This is a genomic window from Halobacillus sp. A1-3, assembly GCF_050971765.1.
In the GTDB taxonomy this organism is placed as follows: Bacteria; Bacillota; Bacilli; order Bacillales; family Halobacillaceae; genus Halobacillus; species Halobacillus mangrovi_B.
The window spans coordinates 21,278-38,520 of sequence record NZ_JBPCEO010000012.1; the positions used below are offsets into that span (position 1 = coordinate 21,278).

Sequence of the window (17,243 nt, forward strand, 5' to 3'; positions counted from 1 at the left end):
GTCATCCCCGCGGAAAGCGAGCCATTTCACCGAACACCTATCCTGATACTACGAAACGGAAACATTCACTCAATATTCTTGATCCTGAGTATTCAAATAGGAGGCTTTTGTAGAAGTTTTATTCTTTACATAAAAAAAGCCAGACATAGAATTCATGTCTGGCTGCTTAACTTAGTCATCTTGTTCTGTGAGGATGAGCGGACCGTCTTTTGTAATCGCCACTGTATGCTCGTATTGAGCAGATAGCGAGCCGTCTGTCGTACGTGCTGTCCAATTATTCTCATCCATGCGACTGCCCCAGTCACCAATGTTCAGCATTGGTTCAATAGTAATGACCATTCCTTCTTTCAGGCGTGCTCCTTTACCAGGTGCTCCAAAGTGAGGAATATAAGGGTCTTCGTGAATCGATTCTCCGATACCATGCCCTGTGAAGTCACGCACAACGGCATACCCTTCCTCTTCTGCATAAGATTGAATGGCATGACCGATATCTCCGATCCGATTCCCTGGCACCGCCTGTTCAATCCCTTTATATAAAGAAGTTTTCGTTACATCCATCAGGCGTTGAGCTTCTTCACTCACTTCGCCAACCGCATGGGTCCATGCCGAATCAGCTAGTGCACCGTTTAAATTAACAACCATATCGATTGTAACAATGTCTCCCTCTTTTAATTTCTCATCACGAGGAAAGCCGTGACAGATTTCATCATTGATTGAGGCACACGTGCTGAACTCATAACCCTGATAGCCTTTTTGTTCTCCAGTTGCTCCTCTTTCTGCTAAATACTTCTCAACGAAGTTCTCTATTTCCATAGTAGTAACGCCAGGCTTAATAAAAGTTCTTAACTCTTTATGCACATTAGCCAGTAATTTACCTGCTTCATGCATCAGTTCGATTTCACGTTGACTTTTTCTCTTGATCATTATTTCAATCCTTCCTTATTTTCTTTTACGTATATGCAAGCATCCTCTAGTATGATAACGAAAAATTCGTCGTACGACCACCCATAGCCTTAATCCACTTTTCGAATGATCTTAGCAGGATTTCCTCCGACGAAAATATTGGAAGGTACATCCTTCGTTATAACAGCACCGGAACCGATGATAACATTATCTCCAATCGTAACTCCGGGATTAATGACCGCATGACCGCCTATCCAGACATCGTCGCCTATGGAAATCGGCTTTCCAGATTCAAGTCCACTTGCTCTTGTTTCTCTATCCATAGGATGAGTTGCCGTGTAGAGTTGGACATTTGGCCCCAATAAGACTCTTTTTCCTATTCGTATCGGACAAACGTCAAGAAATACGCAGTTAAAGTTAGCGAAAAAACCTTCACCTACATGGATGTTGTACCCATAATCACAGTAAAATGGGGGCTCCAATCCTATTTCCCCTTCAATCGTTCCAAATAGATCATGGATAAGCTGCTTTCTATAATGCCCCTCCGTATCCTTTGTCTGGTTAAGGGAAAAAGTGATTTGACGGGCACGGGAGCGCTCATGGGTCAGTTCTTCATCCCACGATTTATACAGTTCACCTGCTAACATTTTTTCTTTTTCTGTCATGTCTTCCACCTACTTATTCATCAGATTCATCTTTCTTTACTTTACCATAGATTTTCGCTAGTCTAAGGACAACTCAAGGAGGGGATGGGTATGCAAACACGTTTATTGACTGGAAAAGATGCAAAAAAATACTATGAATTACGTTTAGAAGCATTGCTGACGAATCCAGATGCTTTTATAACAACCTACGAGCAGGAAAAACAGAGACCGAACCCAATTGAAACGACAGCAGAAAGGCTGGAATCGGACATCTCAAGAACAATTGGATTGTTTGAGGAGGAAAGCCTTCAAGGTGTCATTACCATCGTAAAAGAATCCCATCCTAAGTTTTCCCACAAAGCGAACCTTGTAGCCATGTACGTATCACCTGGAAGCCGGAGAAAAGGTGGTGCCAAACGCCTTGTTCAAGATGCTATCAACACAGCAAAGGCACTAAACCTGGAAGTCCTTCATTTAAGTGTGGTTACAGATAACCATCCTGCCAAAAACCTATATAACAGTATGGGGTTTAAATCTTACGGAATAGAGCGTAAGGCGATCAAACTTCCAAATCGTTATTTAGATGAAGAACATATGGAACTCTTTTTAGAAGAATGAAACATTCGTAAAGGTACTTTCGTAACTTCTATTGAAGAGTATTTGGAAAAGGATGGATATTATGATTGAACTGAACGGAATTTCGAAAAGCTTTCCAGGAAAGAGAGCTGTGCAGAACCTGAGTTTAAATGTGCCAAGCGGTAAAATCTTTGGTTTCCTAGGACCAAACGGCGCGGGTAAGTCTACCACGATCAAAATGATGACAGGTATTCTCCCTATTGATCAAGGGTCCATTATTATGAATGGAGTGGATATCGCTAAGGAGCCCATGAAAGCAAAGCACTTGTTTGGATATGTCCCAGATCGTTCTGATATTTTCCTACGCTTAAAAGGAATCGAATATTTAAACTTCATTGGTGATGTTTTTCAGGTCCCTTTAGAAACTAGAAAAGAAAAGATAGAACAGTTAACAAAGAGTTTTGGTATTTACGATGCACTTAATGATCATATCCAAACCTATTCCCATGGAATGAGGCAGAAAATCGTTGTCAGTGGAGTTCTGTTGCATGACCCTGATGTGTGGATTCTAGATGAACCCCTCTCTGGACTAGACCCAAAATCCTCGTATACGTTAAAGGAAATGATGCGCGAACACGCTTCACGAGGGAAGACTGTCTTTTTCTCTACTCACGTATTGGAAGTTGTCGAGCAGTTATGTGATGAAGTGGCCATTATCAATAACGGTCAAGTTCAATTCCAAGGTAATATGAAGGAAATGAAACAGCAATTTAAAGAAGATGATAATCTCGAGCGTTTGTTCCTGGAGTTGACCCAAAATGAGTAAAGCGTGGAAACTGATCAAAGTCATGGTTAAAATGCAGCTTTCCATGGCTGGGAAGAGCACAAGCGAAAAAGTCGGCTACCTTTTTTTGGCGCTTGTTTTAATTCCATTCGGCTTAATGATTTTATACTCATTAAACGGCCTTATTGGTGCTTTATATGAACCTCTTGCTTCTACAGGAAACGAGAACGTTATTTTAGGGTTATTCTTTGTTCTTATGGTGTTCATTTTTCTGTTTGTCAGTATAGGATCTGTTTTAAGCTCTTTTTATTTTGCTGAAGATGTCGAGTCCTTCATTGCTCTTCCCTTTCAGCCTTATCAAATCGTTATAGGTAAATCTGCGATCCCATTCTTATCCCTTTATGGAATAAACACGCTCATCCTGCTACCAACCCTGGTTTTCTATGGTATACATAGTTCAGCGGGAATGCTCTATTATCTGTTCGCCGCGTTATTGTGGCTGTTAACTCCCATTGTTCCTTTTGTTCTTGTATCCATCTTTATTATGTTTTTGATGCGATTCGCTAATCTCTCTAAAAATAAAGACCGGACGAAAATCCTTGTTGGTTTATTAGGATTCGGGTTCGCCATCGGAATCAATATTCTCGTTCGATTAGACTCTGGAGATGCGAATGCCAATATGACTCAACTTCTCACAGAACAGAACGGTTTACTTGAACTGGCAACAAAATTTTTTCCGACTGCTTATTTTAGTTCTATCGCCCTGACTCAGCCAGGAACCGTAACGGGAGTTCTCTATCTATTGCTTATAATCGCCTTATCAGTGGCGAGTATCATTGTATTTCTAACGAGTGGACAAAAAATCTATTTTAAAGGAGTATTAGGACTAACTGGAGGAAAAAGAAGTACCTTTAAAGAAGAAGACGTTAAAAAGGATACGAAACAACGATCTGTCTTGTATAGTTTGTGGTTGAAAGAATTAAGAATTATCTTTCGAACACCTACTTTCTTTACGCAAATTGTTGTGCAAAGTCTATTCTTTCCTGTGTTTCTTATTATCATTATCCTAATGGACAATGGGTCGGTCAGTAGTTATGGAGGGATGATAGATCAATTTGAAGGGAAATCCTTAATTCTTGCTATGTTCGGTTTCACCGTGCTTGCATTAGGTATAAACCCAGCTTCTATTTCTTCTATCTCAAGAGATGGCAAGAGCTGGTTCAGTCATCTTTATTTGCCTGTCCCTGCCAAAACCGTGCTCTTAAGTAAAATTTTAGCTGCATACGCTCTCAACTTGCTGTCTCTGATCCTGATTGCAGCTGCAGCTTTATGGATCATCCAAGTCCCTATTCTACTTTTCATCGCTTGGTTCTTCCTGTCTTTAGTAACGAGCTGGGTAACAAGTATAATCGGCCTTTTGATTGATCTCTATCAACCGAAGTTGAATTGGACGGACGAACGAGAAGTATTTAAAGGCAGGTTTATCGGACTTTTTGCGATTGCTATAGAAGCTGTCGTGTTTGGATCGGTAATTCTTGTGCTGTGGAACATTGGGCTTAACGGGTTATGGACGATCTCAAGTATATTATTTGCTATTTTGATTCTAATAACGACCGCTTGTCATTTGATTCTGAATAGATTGATTGCCCGTAAATACTATACGATTTATTAAATAACTTGATCTTCAAGAAAAAAGATCGTTGATAGAGTTTCAGCTTTCAACGATCTTTTTTCCACTCATAGAAATCAAGAATACTGCTCGCTTTGGAAGCATTTTGGTTATAGAATTCCGAGTACCCGCAATTTTTACAAGACACGACCGTAAACTTATTGGTGGACATCAAGCATTTTCGATAACCCCGATCCCGTCATTAATACCTCTTTCTGATCGGCTCTGTACTTCCACATTTAATACAACCCTGTTCATTCATTACGAATCTCTTCCCTTTTATTATCTTCTACCCCGTTCATTAACGGTGTAATTACAAGTTTGCACAAAAAAAGAAGCAAGCCTATTCGCTCACTTCTTATTTAACGATCATAACAGGACAATTTGCCCTCTTGGCAACTTTATGACTTACACTTCCAAGCACCATCTCTTGGAGCGTGTTGAGACCTCTGCTTCCAATGATAACGATATCGAAATTTTCTTCATTCGCATAGTTGACTATGGTTGGACCAGGTTCACCGTGTTTTATCTCCACATGAAAAGGAACTTGCTTATCCTTAAGAATCTTCTCAACCGGCTCCAAACGCTCATGTCTACGCTGATCAATTAATGATTTATTTCCTTCAGCTAGAACATCTGATTTTGATTGCTCTCCATCAACAACGTATACAATGGTTACCTCACCGTCGCCTTGAAGAAGAGCAAGCTCTGCTGCACGTTCAGCTGTTCTAACAGAGTGCTCCGATCCATCCGCTGCTACTAAGATATGTTTGTACATAGAATCCTCCTGTCTGACTTATCTCTGCTCATTTTACCATGTTCAAATCCTTCTATGTAAATATTCCAATAATTTTGTTCTACGACTATAAAAAATGACCAATATGTGATTTTACCCCCTATGAGAGAGAACAAAGCTGCATATTGAAGAATGCGTCGAATTTATGCGCTTACATGCAATTATGATTATTGAACATTGAATGATATAATTTCTTTCGTTCTTGCCGGATTTTAGCACTGTTACGGACAGTGCGTGTCAAAAATACAAAGAAAGAGGTGCGCAATTGAACACACAAACAATTAAACAACAATGGTTTGGAAACGTAAAAAACGATACGCTCTCAGGCATAGTTGTCGCAATGGCACTTATCCCTGAGGCGATCGCTTTCTCTATCATCGCTGGAGTCGACCCCATGGTAGGATTGTACGCTTCCTTCTGTATCGCCGTTGTCATCGCTTTTATGGGTGGCCGTCCTGGAATGATTTCAGCCGCTACCGGAGCTATGGCAGTCCTTATGGTTACATTGGTTAAAGATCATGGACTGGAGTATTTGCTTGCAGCCACTATCTTGACTGGTATTTTACAGTTTATCTTAGGTGCGCTTAAAATAGGGCAGTTTATGAAGTTTATTCCTCGATCGGTTATGATCGGATTTGTTAACGCTCTTGCTATTCTAATTTTTTCATCACAATTGGTACACTTTGAAGGAGCAGGGTTGGCTATGTACGCCATGGTTGCAGGGTCACTTGCCATCATCTATATTCTCCCAAGGTTCACAAAAGCTGTCCCTTCCCCACTCGTAGCGATAATTGTGATGACAATCATTGCAATCACTTCAGGTGCCGGTTTAAAGACAGTAGGAGATATGGGTGAACTTTCAAGTACGCTCCCCATCTTCCTTATTCCTGAGATTCCATTGAACTTTGAAACCTTGCAAATTATCTTTCCAATTTCCCTGGCACTAGCTTTTGTCGGTCTGTTAGAATCACTGCTTACAGCTCAAATTGTTGATGACATGACAGATACTGCTAGTGATAAAAATAAAGAAGCGCGCGGCCAAGGAATGGCTAACGTTGTTTCCGGTTTGTTCGGAGGGATGGCTGGATGTGCAATGATCGGACAATCTGTCATCAACGTATCCTCTGGCGGACGCGGGCGATTGTCTACACTAGTAGCTGGTGTATTCATGATGCTATTGATCATCGTGTTTAACGACTTACTCGTACAAATACCAATGGCCGTGCTTGTCGGTGTCATGATTATGGTATCTGTTGGTACATTTGACTGGAGTTCATTGACAAGGTTCAACCGTACTCCAATCTCAGATTCTGTAGTCATGGTCGTAACCGTAGCCACTGTTGTAAAGACACACGATCTGTCTAAAGGTGTACTGGCCGGAGTCATTTTGAGTGCGATTTTCTTTGTAGCCAAGATTTCAAAAATTCATGTTGAAGAAGCTTATGAAAAGAGTACGATGAAAATGGTCTACAAAGTAAGCGGGCAGGTATTCTTCGCTTCCACTGATAACTTATTGAAGCACTTCGATTACTCTATAGACGCTAAAAAAGTTGAAATCGACTTTTCTAATGCCCATGTATGGGATGATTCAGCAGTAGCTGCTATCGATAAACTCGTATTCAAATATAGAGAAAATGATATAGACGTTCAGGTAGTTGGTTTGAACAAAGACAGTTCACAGCTCGTCAAGCGCCTTGCTGTGCACAACAAAGCTAACGCATCTGTTTCTAATCACTAGAAACTGGTCGTGCAAGCAAACTATTTTCGTTAAAAAAGGAGTGATTCCTCAGCAGGAATCACTCCTTTTTATTATTTCAAGCACGATCGTTTTGATCATCAGTTTTTAAGCTATTTAATTGGCTATTCCGTATTCGCATACTTTTCATACCATTCTTCTCTCAACATACTGTAAACACAGGAGTCACGCCATTCACCCTTCACTAACAAATCCTGCCTCAATACGCCCTCTTTTACCATTCCAATTTTCTCAAGAACTTTAATAGAGGCTTTGTTTTCTGGACTACAAGTTGCTGCTATCCTGTGAAGCTCGCATTTTTCAAAGCTGTGTTTCATGATGAGTAAAGCTGCGTCCGTCGCCAAACCTTTACCCCACTGTCCAGGGTGGATGATAAACCCTATCTCCCCTACTCCGTCCCAATCTCTAATATTCATTTCTATGTTGCCGACGATTTGATCTGTTTTTTTCTCGACAATAGCAAACACGTACCGACTGCGATGTCTTTTTTGTTTATCTCGCATCGCTTGATTCACGAAGAATTTGGAGTCGTCTTCATTGTTCGGACCCCATGGTTGAAATTTGCACGCTTCTTCATCTGAAGCTATTTCATGTAGAGGCGCCCAGTCGTCAGGAGCAATTTCCCTTAAGAGGATCCTCTCATTTTCCTCCAAAATTTCCATTTAAACCCCACCCTAAGTTGTAGTATGCAAATTCAATAATCTATGGGTTACTTATATTGGTGAAAGGTTTCAATCCACGTGAAAGGAGATTCTTTAACCATATAGGTCTTAACACCCTGGTTCGTGTGAAGGTACAGCAAACCAGATGTACCAGAGAATTTCTTAAAGGAAACATCAAAAATATTCTCCAGTGAAATGGTCTCAGAAGGTGTCACCACTTGGTCTTCGTACAAATCAATCGAGGAGTTTTCTTCTCCATAGAATTGTTGATTATCCTTAATCGTTCTTGTCTTCCAAACGATCGGTTGAGAACATAGCAAAAAAACAGCTCCTCCTTTTCACATCTGTATATACTCCATTATACCTGACTTTCCACATCTCTGTCTGCTTATGTCAACTATTGCTAGTTTTTATCAAAACTCTAACCTTTATGACTTTCTTTCCAATTCTATTTGTATTAGGATGGTAAAGGTGATTTTGCACAAGATAAGAGCAACTGGAGGAACACTCATGAGCAATAGAAATAAAGGAATTATACTACTATTAATTTCAGCATTCGGTTTTTCAATGATGGCTGCACTCGTTAAGCTTTCCGGCGATCTTCCTACGGTACAAAAAACCCTATTCAGAAATCTTGTGTCTGCAATCATTGCATTTGGGTTCGTCATCTATAATAAGGAAAGACTTTTTGGTAAAAAAGAGAACCAGATACTGCTGCTTTCGCGGTCATCGCTTGGCACAATTGGTATGGTATTATTTTTCTATGCCATCGATAACCTTGTATTGTCCGATGCAGATATGTTGAATAAACTGAGCCCCTTCTTGCTGATCATATTTTCAGCCATATTCTTAAAAGAGAGAGCAAGAACGTATCAAATCGTATCGATCATCATCGCTTTTATTGGGACACTGTTTATTATTAAACCGGCTTTTTCTTTAGAGTTTATCCCTTATATGGCCGGTGTTTTTTCTGCCGTTTTTGCGGCAGGGGCTTATACACTGCTCCGTGTTTTAGGAGATAAAGAGAAATTTTATACGATTGTGTTTTACTTTTCATTTTTTACAACGGTTACGCTTCTGCCGTTTACCATCGCCTTCTATGAGCCGATGACAATCAAGCAGTGGATTTATTTGCTCTCTGCTGGTGCATTCGCAACCTTAGGTCAATTCGGTTTAACCATTGCCTATAAATTCGCACCTGCAAGAGAAATATCTATATTTTTCTATTCCACTGTCGTGTATTCAGCTCTTATCAGTATCCTTCTATTTGGACAAGTGCCTGACATTTTAAGTGTACTTGGCTATATTACCATCTTTGGTGCGTCTTTTTATATGTTCCTCAGGAACAACAAGGAAGCGACAAATTAACAGAAAAAGCGACCCAATTAGGGTCGCTTTTATTATTTCTTCAGCTCTTGCAGTTTCTTTAAAATTTCTTGATATTCTTCTTCTAGTGCGTCTTTATCATCACTGGGCTGTGGCAAGCTCAAACGACTGATTAACTCTGTCATTCTCGTTTCCAACGCCATCCGGTCATAGTTATTTTCATTAACAGTTCCTGATTTTTGACGATTTTCTTCCCACTCAGCCCACGTTCCGTCAAAAGACTTGATTTTTTTATCTTGAATCATCCATAAATGGTCAGCAGTGCGAGAGATGAATGTACGGTCATGGGTAACATATAATAGACTGCCGGGATATTCATTAATCAACTGTTCCAGTGCATAAATCGCCTCAGCATCCAGATGGTTTGTCGGTTCATCGAGGATGAGCAGCTGGTGTTCACTGACAAGTAATCGCCCTAACGCTAATTTAACGCGCTCTCCACCACTCAAAGCTGCGATTCGTTTATTCATATCGTCCTCAAAAAACCGAAGACGAGCTAAAACAATACGTACCTTTGACTCCTGAAGCAGGCTCTCTTGTTTAGCATATTCCAAAACCGTTACTTCCTCCGGCATCTCCTCTAGCTTCTGATTAAAGTAGCCTATTGAAACTCCGTTAGGAAAAAGATCGTTTTTCCTATCAAGCAACTCATTGATGAACGTTGATTTTCCTGCTCCATTACGACCGATCAGTGCAGTTTTTTTACCTGTCAATAAGGACAGATGATTAACATGGAAAAGGCGATGTGTGGAGAGCTTCACTTCGAAATCCTTTAGTTGAACTAGAAAGCGCCCGCGATAAGGGGTAAAGTGATCGAATTCCATTTTTACTTCATCCCATTCAAAAGGTTTTTCAACTTTTTGTAAACGGTCTAATCGCCTTTCAAGCGTTTTGCTGACTCTCTCCACTTTCTTCTGCTTTCCTGCTGCTTTATTCTTTCCAAGCTGCCATTCGGAACTTCCCATTCGTTTCGGAGGCTTTCTCATTCCCTTTGATTGGGTAAGTTTTTGCCGAATTCGATCTTCAATCCGTCTTTTTTCTTTTGTATATTTTTCATGCTCTTGATACTGCTGCTCACGCTCTAATACTTTTAGTTCTTCATAAAAAGAATAGCTGCCGTTGTATTCTTTTAAATGACCCTCCTCAAGCTCCCAAATCTTATCACAAACTTGATCAAGCAGCATGCGGTCATGAGAAACAACCACAAGAGCACCATGATGGCTTCTCAGTCGCTCTTCAAGTTTCTCAATATGCTCCCAATCCAAATTATTAGTAGGTTCATCCAGAAACAACAGCTTGTTCTTACGCTTAAACAAATCGTCCAACTTGGCCAGCGTTTGCTCTCCCCCGCTCTTTCCCTCTGCCTTACCTGCTTCATTCAACTGCTTCAACCATCCATATGAAGCATGCCACTCGATTTGGGGAACGACATCTAGTTCCCCCATTAAATAACGAATCAACAACGTTTTTCCTTGACCATTTTTACCAACAAGACCTATTCTTTCTCCCTCATGGACAGTCAACTCTTTAATATCCAACAATTTTCGTGTACCAATAGAATAAGCAATATTTTGCGCCTTCATATAAAGCATAAAAAAACCTCCCTGTTCGCCCCAGAGAGGAATGGTCCTGTTCATAGCAAAATAACCCCACGTACGTCGTAAAGGGAGTAATCAAGCAATGAAGTCTAAGATCAAAATTAGACAAACCAATCCTGTATAACTGGAACGAGTAATGTGATATTTAGATACTCGCAGCAAACAGAATTAGTACTTCATTGCTTTAAACGTCAGTCCCTTCTTTTTCATCTAAATGTATTATATGATGAAAACGGTAACGTAAGCAAGATAAAAATGGAAGGTGTAGGAAAAATGGGCAAAGTTGTCTTATATATTGCACAAAGCCTTGACGGATATATAGCGAGAGAAAATGGTGACATTGACTGGCTATGGGAGGACCGTGACTATGGCTACGATGATTTTATTAACACGATTGATACGGTCATTTTAGGAAGAAAAACATATGATCAACTATTTGAATTAACTGATGTGTTTCCTTATCAGACAAAGGACGTTTACGTAGTCAGTGAAAAAATGGAAGGACACGACAAGTACGCTACATTTGTCCAGCCTGAGCAAATCACGCCTCTTATTAACGTATTAAGAACAGACCAAAACAAAAACATTTGGGTCGTTGGCGGAAGTATGCTGATTGAGGATTTTATCCGAATGGGATTAATCGATGAGTATCATATAGCTATTCAGCCTATACTGATCGGCAGTGGAATAAGACTGTTCAATTCTAATGAACATCAGGAGGAGCTAGACTTAATCGATGACCACCGGTTCGATGACGGGATGCTTATGCTTACCTATCGCCGCCAAGAAAAGGAGAGGAAAAATTGATAGAACAAAAATTAAAACAGCAATTAGCTGAAGCTTATAATGCACACTCTCGAAACAGAGATAAATCAGAGATGCAAGATTGGAAATTGTACGAACGTGCTTCCTTTTTGCATCAACTGACTCGTACATATAAGAAATACTTACTTGAAATCGGCGCAGGGCCAGGGAAGGACAGCCTCTTCTTTCAAGAAGCAGGCTTACATGTCCAGGCTACAGACTTGTCTCCAGAAATGGTAGAACATTGTAGAGAAAAAGGACTACAGGCAGAAGTGATGAGTTTTGACAAGCTTATCTTTCAAGACGAGACTTTTGATGCCGTTTGGGCACTCAACTGTCTGCTTCATGTCCCTAAGAACCACCTTGAACAAGTCTTGGTGGGGATTAAGCGTGTTATGAAACCTGGCGGGCTGTTTTACATGGGGGTATACGGCGGAATCAATCAGGAAGGGATATGGAATGAAGATTTTCACCGTCCAAAGAGATTCTTTTCTTTCTACACGGATGAGGTACTTGAAAGTATTGTAACTAAATATTTTCACCTGGAAGCTTTTCATAAAATCCCTCAAAGTTCATCAAATGGCGGACCGACGCATTTCCAAGGATTCATCCTAAAAAAATAACTATACTAAGTAAAATCGTCAACCCACCACTATTCTCCGTTATACAATAGCAGCATAGTGGAAGACTTGATTTGGAGACAACGTGAGCTTGGAAGTTTCCGTTGCCATAGATAGAACTTGGAGGTCCGAGCAATCACTCGCTTTCCGTGGGCATGTGCTGAGCCTCCTCAGACTAAGTCTTCCGGGGTCTCACCTATCATGTTCATCATACAGGAGTCTCGCGATTTCTCGGACCTCCTTATGATTGTTTGGAATAACGAAAACGCCCTAGAGGCGAAAGGTTTTATTTATTAAATGGAAAATAGGCAGCACTAACTTCTATAAGCTTTATTACTGACATTTAGCAAAGTGCTAATGTATAGAAAATAGAAAGCTCATTTTTCGTTTTGCTATTACGTGCCATCACATCTTAAAAACTCTTACTGTGGCCGTTCACCAAAACTGGAAAATGGCGATACTCCCTCGGGAGAAAGAGCTAGGCGAAACGTTTTCCAGCCAACCCTACCTCTTTTACGTAACGTGCGCCTAGAAGTCTCGTAACTGAGTCTTTAGGAATCGGAGGCTAAGTTAAGAAGTTAGGGCCTTCTCATTTAAACATAAGAACAAAAAAAAAGGAGTCTGCTGCTTAGTCGCAGCCTCCTCCGTCTCCGCCTCCACCATCGCCGCCAAAGAAACTCGAATTATCGTGAGTATGAGGAGTATGATGAATATGAGAATAGTCGCCCCTGTTTTCCCTGCTAGCTATCTTCATTGTACCCAATATCACAAATCCAACCATTACACCGATCATAATTAATCCAGTCATTGAGTTCACCTCTTACCTTCTATACGTATGAACAGCTGCAAAGTTTCAAAGGGATAGACAAATATCAGAAAATTTGCTATATTATACTAATTTAATCGTAAAGGAGTGAGGCATATTGTTTCCGAGTAAATTGAAAAAAGGGGATGAAATCAGGGTTATTTCTCCCGCAGAAAGTCTTTCCATGATCGCACAAGAGCAAAGAGAGTTAGCCGTCGAAAGGTTAGAAAAATTAGGCGTAAGCGTCAGCTACAGCACTCATGCTGAAGCAGAAAAAATCGGTACGTCCACATCCATTGAAAAAAGGGTAGAGGATATTCATGAAGCGTTCAGTGACTCTAATGTAAAAATGATTCTTACAACGATAGGGGGATTTGATAGTAATCAGCTTCTGCGCTACATCAATTATGATTTGATCCAAGCAAATCCTAAAATCTTTTGTGGGTTTTCAGATATTACTGCCCTTTCCAACACTTTTTATAAGAAAACAGGGCTTGTAACTTATAGCGGCCCCCACTTTTCAACGTTTGGGATGAAAAAAGGAATTCATTATACGTGGGAACACTTTGAAAAAATGTTCACCCAAGATTCGCCTGTTGTCGTTTTACCTGCTGAGGATTGGAGTGACGATGCATGGTACTTGGATCAGGAAAATCGGTCATTCAATAAAAATGAAGGTTATGAAATCATTAATCAAGGAGAAGCGATCGGGACCTCTCTAGGCGGCAATCTATGTACCCTTAATCTTCTTCAAGGGACGGAATACATGCCTTCTCTCGATAACTCCATTCTTTTTTTAGAAAACGACGAAATGACGATTCCACAGACGTTCGACAGGGATTTGCAGTCTCTTATCCACCAACCAGGATTTGAAAGAGTGAAAGGTCTTGTGATTGGGCGGTTTCAGAAAGAGTCTAAAATGTCATTAGATCTTCTTAAGGAAATCATTCGATCAAAAAAAGAACTCGAACACATGCCTGTCATTGCGCAGGCAAGCTTTGGACATACGACACCTCAATTCACTTTTCCTATTGGTGGAACAGCTAGGATATTAGCACGTGGAAATACCACAGAGATTGAAATCATCAAACATTAATGAAGTGTTCTCCATAAAAGTCAGGCTGTCAGTTCAAATCTGACAGCCTGAACATAGGTAGAGTCCTTCCTTTACTTCTTGCCAACAAGATCGTAAAGCTTATACACCTTTCCGTTTTCAATATCATCAGGTTGGTTAATTAAATCCATCAGGACAGCCGCCACTTCATCAGGGGAACGCAGCTTTCCCTCTTCTTTCATTTGCTTAAATTTTTCGACGTCAGCAAACTCGTCCTCCGAAGCTGAGCGAATTTCCCCTTGCATATCGGTATCCATCACTCCCGGACTATAAGCCAAAATCTTGTGTCCGTTTCCTTCCTGTTCTAAAGCTAGTGTTTCTGTGAATCGGTTGATAGCTGCTTTTGTACTGCTGTATGTACTCCATCCATGGACAGAACGCTCTGCAGCTCCAGAAGTAATATTAATGACAAAGGTCTTTATATCCTTTTGATTTGCTTCTTTTATACAACGGTTGATGAGTAGGATTGGCGCTGTTAAATTAACCTGCACATGTTTCTGTACATCTGCTGGGTTAAAATTCCCTATTGTGTCAATTGGTTCAATGACGCCCGCATTGTTAACAACATAGACATAGTGCGTATCATCACCAAAGGCAATATCAACGATTTTGTCCAGTCCTTCTTCTAATTGTGCCGGATCGCTTAGATCACAGCTTAAATGATAATAATCTACTTTTCTTTCTTCTGCTTTCTTTTTTAAATCCTCATTTTCACTGCGTGACAACGCAATGATGTTTACATTTTTTTCGATTAATTGATGAGCTACTGCCTCCCCAAGTCCTCTGGAAGCACCGGTAACAATTGCATATTGCATCTTTATTCCTCCTTTTTTCTTACCTATACTTTCTTCCCTGTCACCATAAGTGGAAACATTTGCATATGGATAGCTTTACATCTGTTAAGTGAGCATATATGATATATGAAGCACAATTTAGACGGATCAAAGGAGTCTATCATGAAATACCTTTTTCTATTCCTTATCTACTTGTCTGGACTGATTGTTTCCAGTCTCGGTCTAGCTCTAATCATTCAATCCGGGCTTGGCGTTGGTCCTGGAGACAGTGTTGCTGTTGGGTTGTCAATGCATTTCCCAGTTACCGTAGGAACGGTTATGATTATAGCTTTTGTTATATTGCTTTTAGTCAATGCCTGGCTGGAAAAAAAACGCCCTCAATTTGAATCACTCATACCGATTATTATTAGAGGCCGGACTGTTGATATCTTTTTATATGGAATACTTGAAAATGTAAATTATGAAGTCTGGTGGGCACAGTGGGGCATCTTTACCCTTGGCCTCATCGCTACTGCCGTAGGTGTCGCCGTATACTTAAGAACCCCGTTCCCCAGAATTCCATTGGATCATTTCATGATGATCATGAATGAGAAAACCAATAAGTCAAAAAGTTCTGTAAGGATTTTTACTGAATCTGCTATGGCTTTAGTCGGTTATCTTCTAGGAGCACCAGTTGGTTTCGGAACATTGATTGTAGCGTTACTGTTAGGCCCGTTTATCCAATGGTCCTTTCAACTTGCACGCCCTGTGGCCAGTCTTTGGTCAGAACCTCACCAACGTACGAAAGCGACAAGATAAGAGTAAGCAAACAAGCATGGTCGTAGCGTCCATGCTTGTTTTTTTATTCATCCTCAAATGACAGTCGTGTAATCCCTGTCTCCTCTAACTTTGTTCCGATTCTCTCCTCGATTTCCAGGCGTGCTTCCATCATTTCGTCCGTCATTTTCCCTTCAGGAGCACCAAAAAGTTGAACCATTTCTTTTTCAGAAAGTTTTTCAACGAGTTTATCCCAGAAACTAAATTCATCATATTCTTCAACATAAGTATCTAAAAGCTTCGATTCATAGTCTACGTCTAAATCGTGAATTCCCATTTCTTCCTGGTGAACGACCTTCTCTTCTAATCCACCTTCCTTATATTTAGAAAGCACCAGTTCCCTGACTTCTTCAAAGTCCTCGTCTAATTCCATCTTCGTCGAATTGACCATCCATGTCCCAAGAAATACACTCTCTACAAGCTTTTCATATTGTTTTGATGTTAATTCTAATTTGACTTTTGACATACCAAGACCTCCATTCAAAATTCAGTCTCTGGAATTATAGCATAGTTACAAAAGTTATCCCCAAATCTCCTCCTTATTAAACGAGAAAGGCACCGCCTATTATGAGCGGTGCCTTTTCTTCCTTACTGTGCCTTAACGTTTTTCTTAAATAATGACTGATCTTCCGAAATTCCTGCATCTTCTTCATATAACTCCTGAAGCCTGCGGGTAATCCGGCCAGGTTCACCATTACCAATCGTAAGCTGATCGACTTTCAAGATCGGCATAACTTCAGATGTACTGCTCGTTAAGAACACCTCATCTGCATACTGGAAATCTTCGATACGGAAGGATTCTTCTTTAAATGTAACCCCTTCCTGTCTGCAAAATTCTTCAATCCTCATTCGGACGCACCCGTGTAGAATGTTCTTTTTGGCAGGATGTGTGTACACTTTTCCATCACGTACTAAATAAACATTAGAAGAACTGCATTCCGTCACTTCTCCATCTTTATGAAGGACAGCCTCATAGCACCCTTCTTCCGTTGCAGCTTGCTTTGCCAAAACGTTAGGCAGAAGGTTGAGACTCTTGATATAGCACCAATCCCAGCGTACATCATGTTGAGTAATGGTCTCCACTCCATCCCACATCTTATCTATCGCTCTCGGGAGATCCTTTACGTACGCATAAAGGTTAGCACCTGTGTTCAGAGGAAAAGCATGATCCCTTGGAGCCGATCCTCGGGTGATTTGCAGATATACTTTTGCATCGCTTTCAACTTTGTTCTGTTGTAACAATTGATTTAGACGTTCATACATTTCCTCTTTTTTATAAGGGACCTCTATTTTAACGGCCTCTGCAGACCTGTATAAACGTTCCACGTGTTCATCAATCAGATAATACTTCCCACCATAAACACGAATCACTTCATATATGCCATCTCCAAATTGAAGACCTCTTTCTTCAAATGGATAACGAAGATCATTTTGATGAATAAAATCATTTTCTGTCAGGACGTGATCATAAATCGTCATCTCTCTTCCTCCTTTTATCACTTCAATGTATTAACGA

Annotated in this window: 19 protein-coding genes and 1 pseudogene; 9 read left to right on the top strand and 11 right to left on the bottom strand. The window is 40.4% G+C overall.

All coding sequences use genetic code 11. The features are described 5' to 3' along the window. Positions 1 to 171: 171 nt before the first annotated feature. Entirely contained in the window at positions 172 to 924 is a 753-nt protein-coding gene (gene map, locus ACRYKC_RS18370) for a type I methionyl aminopeptidase (protein ID WP_433809025.1), read from the bottom strand. An 89-nt stretch (positions 925 to 1,013) separates the two neighbouring features. Next, positions 1,014 to 1,568 (bottom strand): sugar O-acetyltransferase, encoded by a 555-nt coding sequence (locus tag ACRYKC_RS18375; protein WP_433809027.1) that lies wholly within the window; start codon positions 1,566 to 1,568, stop codon positions 1,014 to 1,016. 90 nt (positions 1,569 to 1,658) lie between these two features. Between ACRYKC_RS18375 and ACRYKC_RS18380 the strand changes: the two genes are divergently transcribed. The 3 genes from ACRYKC_RS18380 to ACRYKC_RS18390 all read left to right on the top strand — a co-directional run bounded on the left by ACRYKC_RS18380 (position 1,659) and on the right by ACRYKC_RS18390 (position 4,579). Continuing rightward, complete coding sequence (locus ACRYKC_RS18380; RefSeq protein ID WP_433809029.1) at positions 1,659 to 2,165, top strand: GNAT family N-acetyltransferase; 507 nt, start codon at positions 1,659 to 1,661, stop codon at positions 2,163 to 2,165. A 61-nt stretch (positions 2,166 to 2,226) separates the two neighbouring features. Then, entirely contained in the window at positions 2,227 to 2,949 is a 723-nt protein-coding gene (locus ACRYKC_RS18385) for an ABC transporter ATP-binding protein (RefSeq protein WP_433809031.1), read from the top strand. After that, complete coding sequence (locus ACRYKC_RS18390) at positions 2,942 to 4,579, top strand: putative ABC transporter permease subunit (RefSeq protein ID WP_433809033.1); 1,638 nt, start codon at positions 2,942 to 2,944, stop codon at positions 4,577 to 4,579. The genes ACRYKC_RS18385 and ACRYKC_RS18390 overlap by 8 nt, the downstream gene beginning before the upstream one ends. 46 nt (positions 4,580 to 4,625) lie before the next feature. Here the strand turns inward: ACRYKC_RS18390 and ACRYKC_RS18395 are convergent. Next, positions 4,626 to 4,838, bottom strand: a pseudogene (locus tag ACRYKC_RS18395) (zinc ribbon domain-containing protein). A 96-nt stretch (positions 4,839 to 4,934) separates the two neighbouring features. Beyond that, positions 4,935 to 5,354: a universal stress protein gene (locus ACRYKC_RS18400; RefSeq protein WP_433809035.1), complete on the bottom strand. Its 420-nt coding sequence runs from the start codon at positions 5,352 to 5,354 to the stop codon at positions 4,935 to 4,937. Between the two features lie 283 nt (positions 5,355 to 5,637). Here ACRYKC_RS18400 and ACRYKC_RS18405 point away from each other — a divergent pair, with 283 nt between their 5' ends. Further along, positions 5,638 to 7,110, top strand: coding sequence for a SulP family inorganic anion transporter (locus tag ACRYKC_RS18405; RefSeq protein WP_433809037.1), 1,473 nt, complete (start codon positions 5,638 to 5,640; stop codon positions 7,108 to 7,110). 122 nt (positions 7,111 to 7,232) lie between these two features. Here ACRYKC_RS18405 and ACRYKC_RS18410 read toward each other — a convergent pair whose 3' ends face one another. Together ACRYKC_RS18410 and ACRYKC_RS18415 are read right to left on the bottom strand one after the other, a co-directional pair. Beyond that, positions 7,233 to 7,790, bottom strand: coding sequence for a GNAT family N-acetyltransferase (locus ACRYKC_RS18410; protein WP_433809039.1), 558 nt, complete (start codon positions 7,788 to 7,790; stop codon positions 7,233 to 7,235). A gap of 47 nt (positions 7,791 to 7,837) precedes the next feature. Next, positions 7,838 to 8,110, bottom strand: a complete 273-nt coding sequence (locus tag ACRYKC_RS18415) for a hypothetical protein (RefSeq protein ID WP_433809041.1) — start codon at positions 8,108 to 8,110, stop codon at positions 7,838 to 7,840. A 190-nt stretch (positions 8,111 to 8,300) separates the two neighbouring features. Here ACRYKC_RS18415 and ACRYKC_RS18420 point away from each other — a divergent pair, with 190 nt between their 5' ends. Next, positions 8,301 to 9,158: a DMT family transporter gene (locus ACRYKC_RS18420; protein ID WP_433809043.1), complete on the top strand. Its 858-nt coding sequence runs from the start codon at positions 8,301 to 8,303 to the stop codon at positions 9,156 to 9,158. 32 nt (positions 9,159 to 9,190) lie between these two features. On the opposite strand, the gene abc-f is transcribed toward ACRYKC_RS18420, so the two are convergent. Continuing rightward, positions 9,191 to 10,768, bottom strand: coding sequence for a ribosomal protection-like ABC-F family protein (abc-f, locus tag ACRYKC_RS18425; protein ID WP_433809045.1), 1,578 nt, complete (start codon positions 10,766 to 10,768; stop codon positions 9,191 to 9,193). A 279-nt stretch (positions 10,769 to 11,047) separates the two neighbouring features. Here abc-f and ACRYKC_RS18430 point away from each other — a divergent pair, with 279 nt between their 5' ends. Together ACRYKC_RS18430 and ACRYKC_RS18435 are read left to right on the top strand one after the other, a co-directional pair. Beyond that, positions 11,048 to 11,581: a dihydrofolate reductase family protein gene (locus ACRYKC_RS18430; protein WP_433809047.1), complete on the top strand. Its 534-nt coding sequence runs from the start codon at positions 11,048 to 11,050 to the stop codon at positions 11,579 to 11,581. Beyond that, positions 11,578 to 12,201, top strand: coding sequence for a class I SAM-dependent methyltransferase (locus ACRYKC_RS18435; protein ID WP_433809049.1), 624 nt, complete (start codon positions 11,578 to 11,580; stop codon positions 12,199 to 12,201). Before ACRYKC_RS18430 ends, ACRYKC_RS18435 begins: the two co-directional genes overlap by 4 nt. Before the next feature lie 625 nt (positions 12,202 to 12,826). Here the strand turns inward: ACRYKC_RS18435 and ACRYKC_RS18440 are convergent. After that, complete coding sequence (locus ACRYKC_RS18440; RefSeq protein WP_433809051.1) at positions 12,827 to 13,006, bottom strand: hypothetical protein; 180 nt, start codon at positions 13,004 to 13,006, stop codon at positions 12,827 to 12,829. 115 nt (positions 13,007 to 13,121) lie between these two features. Here ACRYKC_RS18440 and ACRYKC_RS18445 point away from each other — a divergent pair, with 115 nt between their 5' ends. After that, positions 13,122 to 14,099, top strand: coding sequence for a S66 family peptidase (locus tag ACRYKC_RS18445; RefSeq protein ID WP_433809053.1), 978 nt, complete (start codon positions 13,122 to 13,124; stop codon positions 14,097 to 14,099). Between the two features lie 71 nt (positions 14,100 to 14,170). Here ACRYKC_RS18445 and ACRYKC_RS18450 read toward each other — a convergent pair whose 3' ends face one another. Next, positions 14,171 to 14,932 (bottom strand): (S)-benzoin forming benzil reductase, encoded by a 762-nt coding sequence (locus tag ACRYKC_RS18450; RefSeq protein WP_433809055.1) that lies wholly within the window; start codon positions 14,930 to 14,932, stop codon positions 14,171 to 14,173. A 141-nt stretch (positions 14,933 to 15,073) separates the two neighbouring features. Between ACRYKC_RS18450 and ACRYKC_RS18455 the strand changes: the two genes are divergently transcribed. Further along, positions 15,074 to 15,709, top strand: a complete 636-nt coding sequence (locus tag ACRYKC_RS18455; protein WP_433809057.1) for a YczE/YyaS/YitT family protein — start codon at positions 15,074 to 15,076, stop codon at positions 15,707 to 15,709. 43 nt (positions 15,710 to 15,752) lie between these two features. Here ACRYKC_RS18455 and ACRYKC_RS18460 read toward each other — a convergent pair whose 3' ends face one another. Further along, positions 15,753 to 16,193 carry a hypothetical protein gene (locus ACRYKC_RS18460; RefSeq protein ID WP_433809059.1) on the bottom strand — a complete coding sequence of 147 codons (441 nt, stop codon included), beginning with the start codon at positions 16,191 to 16,193 and terminating at the stop codon, positions 15,753 to 15,755. A gap of 122 nt (positions 16,194 to 16,315) precedes the next feature. Beyond that, positions 16,316 to 17,206 (bottom strand): D-amino-acid transaminase, encoded by an 891-nt coding sequence (gene dat / locus ACRYKC_RS18465; protein WP_433809061.1) that lies wholly within the window; start codon positions 17,204 to 17,206, stop codon positions 16,316 to 16,318. Between the last annotated feature and the right edge of the window lie 37 nt (positions 17,207 to 17,243).